Source organism: Chryseolinea serpens, from assembly GCF_900129725.1.
In the GTDB taxonomy this organism is placed as follows: Bacteria; Bacteroidota; Bacteroidia; order Cytophagales; family Cyclobacteriaceae; genus Chryseolinea; species Chryseolinea serpens.
Genome location: NZ_FQWQ01000001.1, coordinates 143,000 through 158,325 on the forward strand (window position 1 = coordinate 143,000; position 15,326 = coordinate 158,325).

A 15,326-nucleotide genomic window follows, 5' to 3' on the forward strand; every position below is an offset into this window, starting at 1 on the left:
AAAGGATTTAATCCGATAAGAGATATATGCCGATCATCGCGAAAACCATGCCTGTCGACAGAACAGCGCCAGGGATCACGCCATACAAGATCAGCGAAAGCACTACGGTAATCAGCGGCGAAAGTCCCGTCATCGGTGTAACGATAATGGCCTTGCCATAGCGAAGCGCATATACGAGCGTGAGCGCCCCGATGGCGTTGAGCACATGGATCAGGCTGGCCAGATAGGGACCTTTAAAGCCCCAGTTGACCGGCTTCGAAAAATCGGTCATCATCACCGCCACGGGAATGAGCAGGACGGCCGTCGCCATCATATAAAAGAAGATGCTCTCGGCCTTCATGACGTTGTTTGAAAACTTCATCACATAGGCCTGCAACCCCCAGAGAATAAAAACGCTGATCGACAACAGCAGCCAGCCATAGCCCGACGAACCGTTGCCGGACGCCGGCTGATAGGAGAGGAGCAAGATGGCTGCCAGTGAAATGATGATCCCGATCCAGTGTTTGCGCGTCGCGGTTTCTTTTAAAAAGAAGAGCGACAAGAAAATGGTCAGAATCGGGAATAGCGAAATGAGGGGAAATACAATATAGGCCGGTCCTTCACGCAAGGCCTGAAACAAGATCAACTGACCCCCCGCACCCAATAGGCCGATCGCCGACCCCAGAAAAATGGAGCGGAGATCGTACTCCAGTTTCCATTGGATAATATAGAGTGCTACCAACGAACACGGGATCATTGTGATGGCCCACACGGAGTAGCCGAGCGTGGCGGGAAAGCCTGCTTTCTCTGGAATTTCAATCAGTGCGCCCCATGCGCCCCAAAAAACGGTGGTGATGATCGCATAAAGCAACCAGGTTTTTTTTGCCATAAGATTAAATATAAAACAATGATACGAAAGTACATTATTTATTTAAGCTTATGTTTCAGAACAAATAAGGGATTTTTTCACCTTTTTGCCTGTCCTACACGGTAATGACCTCTACGCCGGCGTCTTGAAGGCGTTTTTTGTCGTCGGGGGTGATGTTGGTGTCCGTGATCACTTTATCGATCTGTTCGATGGAACAGATGAAAGCGAGACTGCGCTTTTTGAATTTGCTGGAGTCGACCAGCAGGATCACCTCTTTCGATATCTCGATCATGATCTCATTGAGGCGGGCTTCTTCCACGTTAGGAGTGAACACCCCTTGTCGCGTATCAAAACCATCGACACCCAGAAAAGCTTTATCGACATTGAAGTTACGCAGGCTTTTTTCAGCCAGCGGACCCACCAGGGAAAGTGAATTTTTCCGCAAATAGCCCCCCGGCATGATCATGTTGATGTTGGGCTTGGTGATCAGTTGATTGGCGATGTTCAACGCGTTGGTGATGACCGTAAGGTCCTGTAAATCAGGAAGGTTACGAACCAATTCAGAGGTAGTGGACCCCGAGTCGATAATGATGGTGTCCGACTCGGTGATGAGTTGGGCGGCCACTTTGCCGATGCGGGCTTTTTCCTGGAAGTTGATGCGGCTCTTGTCGGCCAGGCGTTGGTCGTTGGCCACGCCGGTCTCGAACTTCAGGGCGCCACCGCGGGCGCGGATCAGGGTATTCTTCTGCTCGAGTTGGTCCAGGTCGTTGCGGATGGTCACTTCGCTAACGCTGAACAACTTGCTCAGCTCTTCCACAAACACTTCGCCTTTTTCCGAGAGCAAATGAAGGATCTCTTTTCGCCTGCCAACGGTACTGTCTCTTTTCTTGGCCATGAGGTTAGGTTTTTACGAAAGTAAAGATAGTAAATACAGTAACTTATTTTATAAGCTCAATTTGCCCTATATCCTTATGATCCTTCCGCAGGCCTGTTTCTAAAAACCTCGTTTATTTCGATCGTTATCGGAAACACCTAATAAATGTTTCATTTCCTTATTTTTTATTGAAAAAATGTTTTCGATTTCTATTCGAAATGAAAAATAAAATTTTATTTTTGTTTAGTAAGTAAACGAAATATAAGATGGTGGCCTTTGGCCATAACCAAATCGAATGTTTCGGGTTACGAAGGAAATAGAAAGCTAAACCCCTGCGCCTATGAAAGCAAAACCTGTATACACGACCGAATATGAAAAGGACTGTGACGAGGTGATCTGGGGTAATTTCCAAAGCGGCGACAGAAAAGCTTTCGCCATGCTATACCACCGCTATTTCAAAACGCTCATCCAACACGGCCTTCGCGTGTCGACCGACAAGGACCTGGTCAAGGATTGCATCCACGACCTGTTCATGGAGATCTGGAAGAACAAACTCAATTTGTCCACCCCCGACTCGGTGAAGGCCTACCTGATCAGTTCCCTGCAACGAAAGGTTATACGCCAATTGAAGAGGACCCGCACGCGCGAGAACAGTTTCCTTCAGTGGCCCACGCTCGAATTCGTTCACTCAAAGGAAGACCAGATCATCTCCGAGCAACGCAAAGAAGAGCAACGCCGCAAGATCAACCGCGCCTTGGAAGTCCTGACGAAACGACAAAAGGAAGCCGTATACCTGAAATTCTACTCCAACCTCAGCTACACCGAGATCGCCAACCTCATGGCGATCAGTACCGAATCGATCTACAACCTCGTCTCCAAAGCCATGGACAACCTCCAGGGCGAACTCACCAAACTACCGGAACACAAATTTCAGTAAAGACATAGTTTTGGGTTAAAAAAGGAAAGACCCGCGGCTGAACAAAAGCACTTGTTCACCGCGGGGATTTTCGTTTTATACCCCGCCGTGCCCGGCCGTTGTTGGGCCGTTGTTGGTGTTCTTCACCAACAACATGAGGCATGAGTTCACCTTATCGCGCAGAAATCGTTCAAGGCGCAAACAATATGAAACGTCAAATGGCTTGACAAAAATTTATTGCCTCGCGCCTAAAGCTTGTTGGTGAAGAACACCAACAAGGGCGAGGGCGAGAGTTTTGGGTTAAAAAAAAGACCCGCCTGTAAACCCGGGCAACATCACTTCTTTCACCTCGACGGCCTTCACAATTCAATGATACCCCAACGGGCAGGGTATTGCGGTTTTGGTTTGGCAGCCAGGAGGTTTTCGATTTCACCCATTCAATAGTGAACATCCTTGGGAGCGAGGACTACCTCATTTGAGTTTCTTAAAAAAAATTCACTTTTTTTCCAGACTGCAAATTTTTTGCAGTGCCAGAGACGTATTTGAAACCGCGTTGGAATGAGGGGCAGGTCACCCAGTTATTGGTAAACTTCAAAGGTTCTCCTCATGAAAATCTCGGCTATCGTTATCACAGTTTGCTTGTATGTTGTTCCCTGCACAAGCAACCATGCACAAGACAATCAACAACCCATGCTGTCAGCCAACCCGAACGACGTGGGGTCGTTGCAGAACAGCATTAATCTTTTTACCGGCCAGGCGGGTTTCCCCATGACCCTGGCTTCGCTGCCCGGTCGCGGTGGACTGAATCCGCAGCTTACCATCCTGTACAACTCGGCCGGTGTAAAGCAGCAAGTCGGCACCTGGAATCGCGATGCACCCACAGGCACAGTAGGGCTGGGGTGGTATCTGGATTTCACCCACATTGTTGCCGACCACCAAAACACCGGTACACGACACGACGACACATTTTACCTGTCGGAAAGCGGTTCTTTGAATAAGCTGGTCTGCACGGATGCCGACCAACACACCCCCAAAAAGAATTACCGGACCTATGTGCTCGAAACGCATCAACCCTGGATTATCCTCTATTATTACAACGACGAAAAGTGGGTGATCACAAAAGACAATGGCTACAAAAGCGTATTCGGCGACAACAAGAGAAGCAAAGCTGACGGCACTGTACAGTACATGGTTCGTTGGGGCAACTGGATGGGCGACAGCAACGTGCAGGCCGGACAATTGCCGCTAGCCTATGCGTGGAACCTGTCGACGGTCGAGAATTTATGGGGCGACAAACTGACCTATTATTATACCAATATCGAAGAGCGCGTCGGCGCGTCCACCGGCAAGTACCACACCCGGGCATCCGCACTGAGAAAGATTGTGGGACCCACCGGCAATTCGATTGAGCTGAAATACCAGGACAAGCTGTGCGAGCAATGCTCGGCGCCTTATGCCTTTCGCAACCCGGCGGTGAAGCGGGAATATCAGGACCCGCACGTTGAAGCCGCCGAACCGGATGCCTATCAGGAAAAATACGAGTCGCGCTACTTGTCGAGCGTGGCGACCTACGATGAGAAGAAAGCCTTGCTGTATACCATCAAACTCGACTATGATTTTATATATGGGAAGGAAGGCGTCGGCGAGTTTTATAAGCGATTGCTCACAAAAATACAAAAGACAAACGCCAACGGAGAACAAGTTCCCGCTACGGTATTCGGTTATCATCGCGAAGGTGATGCCCGGGGTTATCTCTCGCACGTGGACAATTCCATCGGCGGAGTCATCTCCTATAACTACCAATTAAAATCCAATATTCTCGGAGGTTTTGTCTATTCAAACGGAAAATATACCATCCCCGGCGTCAGCCTTAAACCGGTGAACGGTTTGAGCAAAAGAGACCTGACGATAAAACCTCCTGCGCCTACGGCAGGGAAGTCTATCGGCTTCGCCGACTTGCAAGTGGGGTCGGACTATGTCGTGGTCATATGGCGTGAGCTAAACGACGCCGGTAATATCTATGATGCCCAGGGATATCTGTATATCTATCAATGGGAAGGCGAGTGGGTGGAGTATAACATGGGAAGGATCGGCGCCTACGACGTTAGCGACGACCTGAACCGCTTCAAAGCTTTGTTTACCCTGCAGCCCGACTTCTTTGCTTTTGTAAAACGGTCGGAGAACAGCGACGGGTCGTTCGGCGACTGCAACCGAAAGGACCTGTTTGTCTTTAGGAAGTCCAAGACCGGGTGGGAAAAGTTCAAATTCGAAAACATAGACTTGCCCTACTATTTTTTTCACAAGAAGTGCGACGAAGGCTATTGGGCATCTGAAACATTTCTTTTCAGCGGCAACCGGTACATAGCGCTTGGGTCGAGGGCTTCGCGCGGATTTACAACCTATACCTGGAACGGTTCGATGTGGGTGATGGAGGACCACGAAACGTCGTTCACCGCGATAGACAATGCCCTATCCGGTGAAAACAACTATATCATTTACCACAACAACGACGAAAACCCCAACGGGAAAGACCTTACCACCATTTGGTATCTGACGGAAGATTTAGAATGGGTGCGAAATGTATTTCCCACCAACTTTCGCTTTGCCAGCGGAAAAGCCAAACGCGACGCCGATGGTACAGACCGGTCCTTTTGGTACAATGCACCGGCCCTTTCCCTATGCATGGCCGACGACAACCCGGAGTATGCCTATCAGTGGGACGATAACTATAATATTACCAAGCGGATCGAACTGTTCACCACCTACAAAGAAAGCGACCCCGTATTCCTAAATGACAAAGGCCGGGTCCTTTGCAATGTGGGTTACATCGGCGCCTTCAACGGCAGCAATTTTGTGACGAATCCGTTTGGTCGAAACCATCACACAAACAAGACCTTCTTTACACCGCAAGGTATCGTTTACGGGGGCAAATTTTTTCTGCCAGATTTTCCATGGTTTGTTCACACAGAATTCGATCCCAACACCAATACATGGACAAAAAACGAGGGACAGACTCCAGTCTTCGCGGGTCTTTCAAGCGCAGTGCTTCTGGGTGGAGCGATCCTTTACCGCGAGCCGGACGGATCGTGGTTGAACATTGCGGAGTTTCCTACCGAAGGGAGGTCGGGTAGCGATGTAAATACCGTTGGGCCCAATGTCTTTACCGAATCCATACCGCTTGATCTATCGACGTCAGACATTCCCGGCAGTACGGTCATCCACTATCTGAAAAACGGCAGGGACCAGGCGTATACTATTCCCTATCTCATGGACGACGTCGTGCACATCTGGGAGGATGGCTGGAAGGACAAACATTTTGGTGGATACAACATCTATGTAGCCTTCGACCGGACCAACCCAACCAAGGAAAGGTCGAAAGCGCTATACCTGTTCCGACTGAGCGACGATCAGATTACCGGAGGCCACGAATCGCTGGTGGTGTCCTCCATCACCGTGAACGACGGGTATCTCGACTTCAAGAAATCGTTTAGCTATAACACCGCTTCTGCCGTCATGTCGGCCAACGGGGCCTATCCTACATTCAATCAAGTGGACGTGATCAATGGCAGCCTCGACCCGGCGAAGCGCCCTCATGGATTCACGCGACATTATTATTACAATCGCAAGGATCTGAAGAGCGGAAAGTACACTAATGTGCCCGAGGCCCAGGATGAAACATTTGGCGGGCAGATCGTGGGTACCCCGTATCTCACCGAAGTGTACGACGATGTTGGCACCAAGCTTCAATCCTCTACCACGTTCTATTCGCGTTATGAAAACAACATCTTTCGCAACACCGCCAGCGGACCCGTGTGGATTGGCATAAGCAGCTTTCTGCGGCCCGTCAAGACGATCAGCACCGCCTATTATCCGGACCATTCAACCTTCACCACAGCCGCCATCACCGTCTACGACGCACAGACCGGGCTGGTTTCAAGCACTAAACAGTATAACGGTGAAGCAACTTGGATGGGGTCCGAGACGATCTATGCATACTACAAAGATGTATACCCGGCGCCGCCAAACGAATCGCCCGCCACGGCGAAAAATATCCTCAGCGAGATCGTGGGCACGGTCAACAGGGTAGACGGAAACACGATCTCAAGCACGGCCACGCTATGGCAAACCACCGGCGTTCCACAGCCTACCCGTTCGTACGTGTGGCGCGGCTCGGGCGATGAATCTTTTACCCACTACGATGGCACCGATCCGGGGCCCGACTGGCGGCTGACAAACAAGGTCACGCTTCGCGACGCCGTGGGCAATATCCTGGAGAGTTTCAACTTTAAGAACACGCCCGAAGCGGCCGCCTACGACGATCTGAAACGCAACCCCATCCTCAACGCTTCCCATGCCGCATACGACCAGGTTGCCTACACGGGCTTTGAGCCCGGCCAGAACAAAGGCTGGACCTTCGATCCGGCAGCCCTCAATGCCGCTGCCAGCCGGGTATTCACAGGAAGCAAATCGCTAAAGGGAAAGCCCGCGACGAGCGCGACCCTGCCGGTGGGAACATACGAACTGTACTTCTGGTACCGGGACGGCGCGGTCACCACCAGCACTTCCGGCGGGAGCGTTGTGTCGGAAACCGACGTGTTGCAACGATTAGGCTGGACGCAAAGGAAGGTCGTTGTGAACCTGGCCACGCCAGGCACCATTCAAGTTGCCCCTGCAGGATACCTCGACGAGCTACGCCTGCATCCACCGGGGGCTTACATGACCACCATCGCCTACAACAGCAAAGAGCAAAAGGTGGCCGAGACCGGGCCTTCCATGATCACGACCTATTATTACTACGATAGGCTCGATCGTCAACACTACATCACCGACGATAACAAGAACATCGTGAAGCACTATCTCTATGGATTTAAGAAATCACCAACCGATTGAGCTATGAGACACATGAAATACTTTCTAATGATCATGCTCGTCATGAATCTGCCGGGCTGTCAACGAACGATGGCGCAGATCTTTAAGACGAAAATTTCCCCCGGCGACAGCCTCCTGAGGGTACAAGCCTGCCGGCTGCTAAAGCTGCCTTATGAATACGATGCTCCCATGATTACACAAATGACAGGGTATCTCAAGAGCCGTCAAAATACAGTGAAAGCGTTGGCTCCAAGGGCATTGAAGGCGAAGGCTCCTTTGCGTGCGAATGCCCAACGTACTGCTACAGACCTGGACAAGGTTTGGGACAAGACGTTTGGCGGGTATAACGACGCTTGTCATGCCATCGTCAATACTGGCGACGGCGGGTATTTGCTGGGTGGCACTACACAAGGAGGAAATATTGGCGACGTCACCGAAGATGCCAGAAGCCTGCATGACTTTTGGATAGTAAAGACAAACGCACAAGGCGACAAGCAATGGGATAAAAGATTTGGCGGCGGAGAGTCAGGTCCTGCTCGCCGAGCTAACGTCCTCAGGTCTCTCGTTCAGACAAATGACGGTGGCTATATGCTGGGTGGTTCTTCCAGCGCGGAGATCGGATGGGATAAAAGCGAATCGTCACGGGGAGACCACGACTATTGGATCGTAAAGATCAACGCTCAAGGCGTTAAAGAATGGGACAAGCGATTTGGTGGAACGGACTATGATGAATTATCGACGTTGATTCAAACCACCGACAATGGATACTTGCTGGTCGGAAGCAGTGTAGCGGGACAAGGCGGCGATCGGACTGCACCTGCTTTGGGGTCGGGTGATTATTGGGTCGTAAAAATCGATTCCAGGGGCATCAAAGAATGGGACAAAGCCTTTGGCACGGCAGGATGGGACGTCTGCAATGCCGTGGTTCAAACCAGCGATGGCGGTTATTTGCTGGGTGGATTTGCCAGCGGCGACAACGACTATACGGCAGCGAATTATTGGGTTATTAAAATAGACGCGCATGGAGAAAGACAATGGGATAAGAAGTTTCGAGGCGATTCATTCGATCACCTCACCACAATGGTCCAGACCGACGACGGCGGGTTCTTATTGGGCGGGGCGTCGAGCTCCCAGGCCGGACTTGATAAAAGCCAGCCCTCGCAGGGCACCGATTTTTGGGTCATTAAAATTGACGCCGGCGGCAACAAAGTGTGGGACAAAGTTTTTGGTGGCAGTGGAACAGATTATTGCGCATCGATACTTAAAAAAGACAATGGGGATTTCGTGCTGTTTGGATATACGGATTCGCCGGCCGGCAGCGACCTCACCGAAGATTCAAAAGGCGGCTTCGACTATTGGTGCCTGCGCATAAGTGCCACGGGAAATAAGCAATGGGATAAGCGTTTTGGAGGAGGTCCCTTATTTTATTACGACGACTGGTTAACGACTGCCACGACGGGGGCGCAAGACGACACTTATGTACTGGGCGGTTACTCCAATTCGGATCAAGGCACCGACAAAACAGAGCCCCCCCGGTACAGGGGGCAATACGATTACTGGATTGTCAAAGTGCAGGAACTGTCGGCACCCGTAAACCTCTGCGGTACAGCCATCACCTTTCCCAACAACAAGACACTTTGCAAAGGCGACCAGGTCGATCTGTCGGTAAACAATCCCGACGTCACCGCATCGTGGGAAATACCAGACGATGTAGAGAAAGAGACCATTGGCGTGATTAAAGACCCATTCATCTTTGCACCCGATACCACGACCACGCTTAAGGTAACGTTATCCAAAGCCGGGTGCTCGCCGGTTTCGAAACTGATCACCATCGTGGTGCACGAACGGCCCGAAGTTGAATTGGTGAGCATGCCCGACGTTTGCCCGGGTGAGTCGTTTGTAATGGAAGCCTCGGAGGTTCCCGGCGCGACCTACCATTGGCAACCCATGAACGCCACCACGCGCGCCGTAACGGTGGCGCCCAGCGATTGGACCTCCTACAGCCTTGAAGTTACCCTCAATGGCTGCAGCAACACGAAAACGTTTCTGCCGCAATTCAAATCCAAAGCCTCTGCAGGTATGGACGAGACCATATGCGTTGCCGGCCAAGCCACCTTGCGTGCGGGAGAGGCCGATAGCTACGCCTGGAGCACTGGAGAAACCACACAGGAAATAACCTTCGATCCGACGACAGCGGGCAGCTACACCTTTTCCGTAACCGCCACTACCGATGGATGCAGCACCACCGATGAGGTGGTTGTCACGGTCAACGCCTATTGTCCGGGAACACCCATCGGCTTCCTGGCGCAACCCGTAGCGATCAATCGCATCGACCTCCATTGGGACGAGCCGGCCGGCAATCAAACCGAATACGTGATCCAGCGACAAGACGCCTCCGGAACCTTTGCAGACCTTGCCACAGTGCCAGCAGGCACACACGACTATCAGGATGCAGACCTCACGGAGGGCACTGCCTACGCTTACAGAATATTTTCACGCGCGGGTACCGAACAGACGAAGGAAGTCTATGCCGCGGCCCGGACCTTTTTGCCCGACATGAATTTTGTGCGTGAAACGTCCGTCACCGCCAAGGACATTCTGCCCAAGCCAACGCATTATGCGCCGAACGCCGACGCCGTGAACGACCTCATCTCGTCTTTGACCAAAGAGCAACGTCACATTACCTGGACTTACTACAACGGCCTGGGTACTGAAATACAAACGGTGGTACAACAGGAATCGCCCAGCGGTAAAGATGTGGTGACGCCCGTATACTTCGACGAATTCGGAATGTCTTCGCGACAATACCTGGCCTTCACCAAGGAGCAGGACGAACCAGGAAATTATGTCGACCGCGCCGAAAAGCATGCCGCAGTATTCTACGCCTCGCCACCCGACAAGGTGGCCGGCACACCGGATGCCTATAGCCAGACCGTGTTCGAGAAGTCGCCGCTCAACCGAATTGTGAAGCAGGGCGGTATCGGCCCGGAATGGCAGCCCACCCCGGATGCGCAATTGAACGACCATGCCGTGAAGAGCAGGTTGGAGCTCAACGCGGAACATGAAGTCTTGCGCTTTGGCTATAATCCCTTTAGCAACACGTTCTTCTTTGAACCTTACTTTTGGCCGGTCGGCTGGTTGTACAAAACGAAAACATACGACGACGATAACACCGTTGTGATCGAATTCAAGGACTTGAACGGCCGCTTGATTTTGAAGCGCGTGCAACTGGCGCGCGGCGTGGATCCCCCGCTGACCCGAACCAACTATGCCGATACCTACTACATCTACGACCCGCTCGGCAGACTGGTGGAAATACTTACGCCCGAGGCCGTAAAACATTTGAAGGAACTCCACAACATCGATTGACCATGGCCCCAGTTCAACCCGTGGCAAAAAAATTACCATCCATTAAAACATTCCGATTTTGAAAACCCTATACGCCTTTAGTTTCCTGTTGTGCTTTTTTGGAATTTCAACATTAAGGGCACAAAATTATAGCAGTGTAACGCTTGGCCCAAACAACGTGGCCGGCTTTTCTTTCGACGGTCACAATCTAAGCTTCACGATCCGGATCAACCTGGTGGAAATACCACCGGGCGCCGCGATCGACCAGGTTTACCTCGATCTTACGGCTCGTAACGACGACAATCGCGCCACCTTCCAGGCAGACATTCGGCGCATGGCCGGAGGGGTTGCGGTAAGCTACAACGAGGTGCAGACTTCTTTCTTTTACCAAGATTACCGGCTCAACATCACGCCATTAGTACGGGACGTGATTGCCAACCCCGGGCAAGGCGATGCGCTGTTATTGATGATCAACCGATATTCGCGACCGGACTTTCCAGAGCCCAAGCAGCGCCCCCAATTATTCGGCTTGCATTTGACCTACACGTTCGTTCCGCCAACCATTACAAGCAGCGCGACGTCGGCATGCGAAGGGGGCAACGTGCCCCTGACCATTAGTAATTTCAGCAGCACGCAATCCTATCAATGGCAAAAGGACGGAACGGCCATTCCAGGGGCAACGTCCCAAACCTATAGCGCCACATCGTCAGGTCTATACACCGTTAGCGCGGGATCCTCCCGTGTCTCGAACGGCATTCCCGTAACGATCTATCCGAAGAGTCCAGTGGGATTTTCCGGCGGCTTGTCTGTTGCCAGCGTATGCAACACGAAGAATATCTATGTCACAGCAGGCAGAATGAGTGACTACCGGTGGTCCGTAACGGGGGGAACGATTATAAAAGGCGACAACACAAACCAAATTTTCGTTCACTGGAACAAGGGCGGGGAGCAATCCGTCAGTGTCAGTTACACCGACGAAAATAATTGCCCCTCCAATACAGGGACCATGCAAGTAAACGTACTGGATAACGACTTCTGCTACCAGTTCGACGACCACCAGCGCATGGTGACTAAAAAGACGCCGGACGCCGATTGGATAGACATGGTGTACGACGAATACGACCGGCTCGTGCTCACCCAGGATGGAAACCAGCGCGCAAAAAGCCCGAGGGAATGGACCTTTATCAAATACGACCAATATGACAGGCCCATACTCTCGGGCATTTATAAAGATCATGCGAACCGCGACCGGCAAGGGATGCAAACGGCAGTATCGGACTTTTATCATCCTTCCACGGCAACCGCGCCGGCGCTGTTTGAAACCTTTGTCGGACCGGCCGCAGGCAACGTGCATTATTACAGCAACACATCGTTTCCGCAAGCGGCCAACGAAGAAGACTATCTTTCGGCAACCTACTACGACGACTATGCGGCGATAGCCTCATTGCAGAATACCGCCTTTAATTATGTGGCCAAAGACATTGCAGGGACGGTTGCCATGGCGGGCAAGGCATACAGCCAGCAGGCGAAACCGTTCCTGCAAGTGAAGGGGCTTGTAACAGCCACCAAGACGAAAGTGCTGGATGCAAATAACGTATGGCTATGGGGCGCGCGTTACTATGATCAGAAGCTGAGGGTGGTGCAAACTTCCGCGAGCAACCATCTTGGCGGTGTAGACCGCAACACCATGGTCCTGGATTTTACAGGTCTGGTGCTGAAAAGCAAGACCACGCACAACGTTCCTCAAAAGAAGGCCATCGTTTTGTACCGGCGCCACGAATACGATCACACCAGCCGCCTGCTTCACGTGTGGCACCAGGTGAACAATTCCCCCGAAGTGCTGCTTTCGAGTCTAGAGTACAACGAGGTGGGGCAGGTCGTTACAAAGAAACTGCACTCCGAAGACAGGGGTGTCACCTTTAAACAGGTTATCGACTATAGATACAATGCACAAGGGTGGATGACACGCATTAACCACGCAGACCTTGCGGCAGAGGCGGCCGGCGACCCCAAGGACCTGTTCGGCATGGAGCTGGGTTATAACGACGACATCGGGATACCCGGGTTTACATCCCTGTACAGTGGTAATATATCGGCTACCCGGTGGAGTGTAAATCAAGGGCTGGGCATACAAGACGCGTCGCAAGGCATCGACGAGCCGACCGAGCGCGGCTACCGGTTCGCCTACGATGCACAAAGCCGGCTGCTGTCGGCCAACCACAGCCGGAAGGCCGGCACGTGGGAGAACGTCGAACAGTTTAACGAGGACAACTTTCAGTACGACCAGAATGGTAACATACTGTCGATGAACCGGGGCGGCGAATCAGGCACTGACCAGGACGTGTTGAAATATGCTTATCAAACTAACAAGCTGATGAACGTGACCGACGACGGGATAGACAACGAAGGTTTTGTCGACGGCAACACCGGCGGAGAGGATGACTATCATTACGACGCCAACGGCAACCTGACAACCGACAAAAACAAAGGGCTGACGGCACTGAACAGCATACAATACAACTACCTGGATAAACCGGAGTTGATCTCCAGGTCGGCCAGCGAATTTGTGACCTATCTTTACACAGCCAGCGGCGAAAAGCTTCGACAGAAAGTGACGACAGGAGGCACTGCTAAAACGATCGACTACGTCGGGCCTTTTGTTTACGAAAACGGCGTGCTCCAATTCATCCTTCACGACGAAGGCCGTGTCGTGCCCGCGGGCCGGGGCTGGGAATATCAGTACGATCTAAAGGATTACCTGGGCAACGTGCGGGCTACGTTCACCACGAAGGTGAATACGATTACCGCCACGGCCACGATGGAAACCGTGAATGCGGCAAAAGAACACAGCGAGTTTTTGTACTACGACAAGGCCGTGGTGGTGAACCTCCCGCTCTACGACCACACTTATCCTGAAACCACACCGGTTGCCGGCAAGACCTACAACGCCATCAGGCTCAACGGCACAACCAACGAACGGAAAGGCCTCGCAAAATCGCTTAGCGTTATGCCAGGCGACAAAGTGAAGATGGAAGTCTATGCAAAATACCTGGACTTGGCCCGCCCCAACCTGAGGGCAGTAGTCGATAAGTTGGCGGGCATCGCAACGGTGGCCGCTGCACGAGCCGGCATAGGCGTGGATGGCGGAAAAATGTCTCTTTCATCGGCGCAGACCTGGCCAGCCGATGACCTTCGTGCCGCCCGTTCGGACGCCAGCCCGGATGCCTTTCTCAATTATGTGATCCTCACGCCCGATGGCAACGTTACCCTGGCATCGGATAGAGTGCGTATATCCGAAAATGCCCGCGAAGACGGCACCGATCGGCCCCACGAGCAGTTGCTAATGGAAATTGAAGTACGCTCCCCAGGCTTGTTGTATACCTGGATTTCCAACGAAAACGACACCCCGGTAGAAGTGTACTTCGACGACTTTACGGTAGAGCACACTTTAAGCCCGCTCTTGTCACAAGCCGACTACTATCCGTTTGGGCTGGCCTTTAACGATTATCACCGTGAGAATGTAAGCGAAATCAAATACCTTTATCAGGGAAAAGAGCTGGAAGAAAACACGCAGTGGTACGACTTCCATGCCCGCAGGTTCGATCCGCAACTGGGTCGCTTCACCACCATGGACCCGAAACTCACCGGCTTTAGCTTGTTTGTGGGCATGGGCAACAACCCGGTGAGCACGATCGACCAAAACGGAGAAGAGCCCATCACGATAGCCGCGGCCATCATCATTGGCGCAGCCGTGGCAGCCGCGTCGTATACGGCAAGCGTTGCCTTCAGCGAAGACGGATTCGACAATTGGAATTGGGGCTCTTTTGCCTTGAACGTCGGGGTAGGCGCAGTGTCGGGTGCATTCAGTTTCGGAGTCGGCTCGGCGGTGGCGGAGTCGGGTATTCAATCCTGGGCCGGGCAACAATTGTTGAGCGCAACCCTTCATGCGCACATACAAGGTACCTTGTCAGTTGCTCAGAATGGAAGTTATGGAAGTGGTGCACTTTCTGGATTTGCAGGCAGTTGGGTTGGGGCAGGGGTGCTGAAAGGAACGGCTCGTTCGGCGCAGTGGGTTCAGGTTACGGCTTCGATTGGTTCAGCGGCAGCGGTTTCTGGGGTGGCGTCGGAGGCTTCGGGAGATGATTTTTGGAAGGGGTTTGCTGTGGGGGCGATTGTGGCGTCGGCGAATCATGTGGCGCATGGGGTGGCGAGTGAGGTGGAGAAGGCGAGGTTTGCGAGGATTGCGAGGGTGCTCGCGCAGCAAGTCTGGCCAACTTTTGAGACTATGTGGTTAAAATATCCATGCAATTCTGTTGATAACAATGGAGATCCCATTATCCGCCATCCTAGTCTAGATGATTGGGCGGCAAACCAATGTGCTGTAAGAATGTGTGTGACGCTTGAGGCGGCCGGAGTTGACTGAAGCCGCTAAGAGATTATGCGAAATCGAAGGGATATTCAATCACTTCAGA

The 15,326-nt window shown here is 52.2% G+C and carries 6 protein-coding genes; 4 read left to right on the forward strand and 2 right to left on the reverse strand.

Going from position 1 to position 15,326, the window contains the following annotated elements; genetic code table 11:
• Positions 1 to 7: 7 nt before the first annotated feature.
• Together BUB30_RS00495 and agaR are read right to left on the reverse strand one after the other, a co-directional pair.
• A complete protein-coding gene (locus BUB30_RS00495) occupies positions 8 to 868 on the reverse strand; it encodes a DMT family transporter (RefSeq protein ID WP_073129826.1) in 861 nt (286 codons plus the stop codon).
• A gap of 94 nt (positions 869 to 962) precedes the next feature.
• Positions 963 to 1,742, reverse strand: coding sequence for a transcriptional repressor AgaR (agaR, locus tag BUB30_RS00500; RefSeq protein WP_073129828.1), 780 nt, complete (start codon positions 1,740 to 1,742; stop codon positions 963 to 965).
• Positions 1,743 to 2,061: 319 nt separating this feature from the next.
• Between agaR and BUB30_RS00505 the strand changes: the two genes are divergently transcribed.
• From BUB30_RS00505 to BUB30_RS00520, 4 genes are all read left to right on the forward strand, one after another.
• Complete coding sequence (locus tag BUB30_RS00505) at positions 2,062 to 2,658, forward strand: RNA polymerase sigma factor (protein ID WP_073129829.1); 597 nt, start codon at positions 2,062 to 2,064, stop codon at positions 2,656 to 2,658.
• Between the two features lie 585 nt (positions 2,659 to 3,243).
• On the forward strand, positions 3,244 to 7,527 hold the full coding sequence (locus BUB30_RS00510) for an RHS repeat domain-containing protein (protein WP_073129831.1): 4,284 nt from the start codon (positions 3,244 to 3,246) through the stop codon (positions 7,525 to 7,527).
• Positions 7,528 to 7,539: 12 nt separating this feature from the next.
• Positions 7,540 to 10,875, forward strand: coding sequence for a DUF6443 domain-containing protein (locus tag BUB30_RS00515; protein ID WP_143164706.1), 3,336 nt, complete (start codon positions 7,540 to 7,542; stop codon positions 10,873 to 10,875).
• Positions 10,876 to 10,933: 58 nt separating this feature from the next.
• The gene (locus BUB30_RS00520) at positions 10,934 to 15,277 is read left to right on the forward strand and encodes an RHS repeat-associated core domain-containing protein (RefSeq protein WP_143164707.1); all 4,344 of its coding nucleotides are present in this window, start codon (positions 10,934 to 10,936) and stop codon (positions 15,275 to 15,277) included.
• Positions 15,278 to 15,326 lie beyond the last annotated feature (49 nt).

Excerpts from the sequence above, each read along its gene's own strand:
- BUB30_RS00510 (WP_073129831.1), top strand. The coding sequence starts at position 3,244 with ATGAAAATCTCGGCTATCGTTATCACAGTTTGCTTGTATGTTGTTCCC.
- BUB30_RS00505 (WP_073129829.1), top strand. The coding sequence starts at position 2,062 with ATGAAAGCAAAACCTGTATACACGACCGAATATGAAAAGGACTGTGAC.
- BUB30_RS00495 (WP_073129826.1), bottom strand. The coding sequence starts at position 868 with ATGGCAAAAAAAACCTGGTTGCTTTATGCGATCATCACCACCGTTTTT.
- agaR (WP_073129828.1), bottom strand. The coding sequence starts at position 1,742 with ATGGCCAAGAAAAGAGACAGTACCGTTGGCAGGCGAAAAGAGATCCTT.
- BUB30_RS00515 (WP_143164706.1), top strand. The coding sequence starts at position 7,540 with ATGAAATACTTTCTAATGATCATGCTCGTCATGAATCTGCCGGGCTGT.